This window comes from Actinoplanes sp. NBRC 103695 (genome assembly GCF_030269485.1).
Taxonomy (GTDB): Bacteria; Actinomycetota; Actinomycetes; order Mycobacteriales; family Micromonosporaceae; genus Actinoplanes.
Genome location: NZ_BSTL01000159.1, coordinates 1 through 255 on the forward strand (window position 1 = coordinate 1; position 255 = coordinate 255).

Consider the following 255-nt stretch of genomic DNA (forward strand, 5'->3'; position numbering starts at 1 on the left):
CCGGTTCGTATTTCCCGGACTGGTTGTTGCAGCACCGCCGCCGCGCCGAGCAAGCCCTCGTGAGCGTGGTGGCCACCAGCTATCTGCTGGGGGTGTCGACCCGCCGGGTGGAGAAACTGGTCGAGCAACTCGGGATCAAACAGCTGTCCAAGAGTCAGGTCTCGGAGATGGCCCGCCACCTCGACACCCAGGTCGAAGCGTTCCGCAACCGGCCGCTGGACGCCGGCCCGTACACGTTTGTCTGGATGGACGCGC

At 65.9% G+C, this 255-nt stretch carries 1 protein-coding gene; it reads left to right on the forward strand.

Translation table 11 applies throughout. From position 1 onward, the window contains the following. Nucleotides 1–255 (forward strand): transposase (locus QSK31_RS48685; protein WP_285692026.1); only part of this gene is annotated, 255 nt, incomplete at both ends.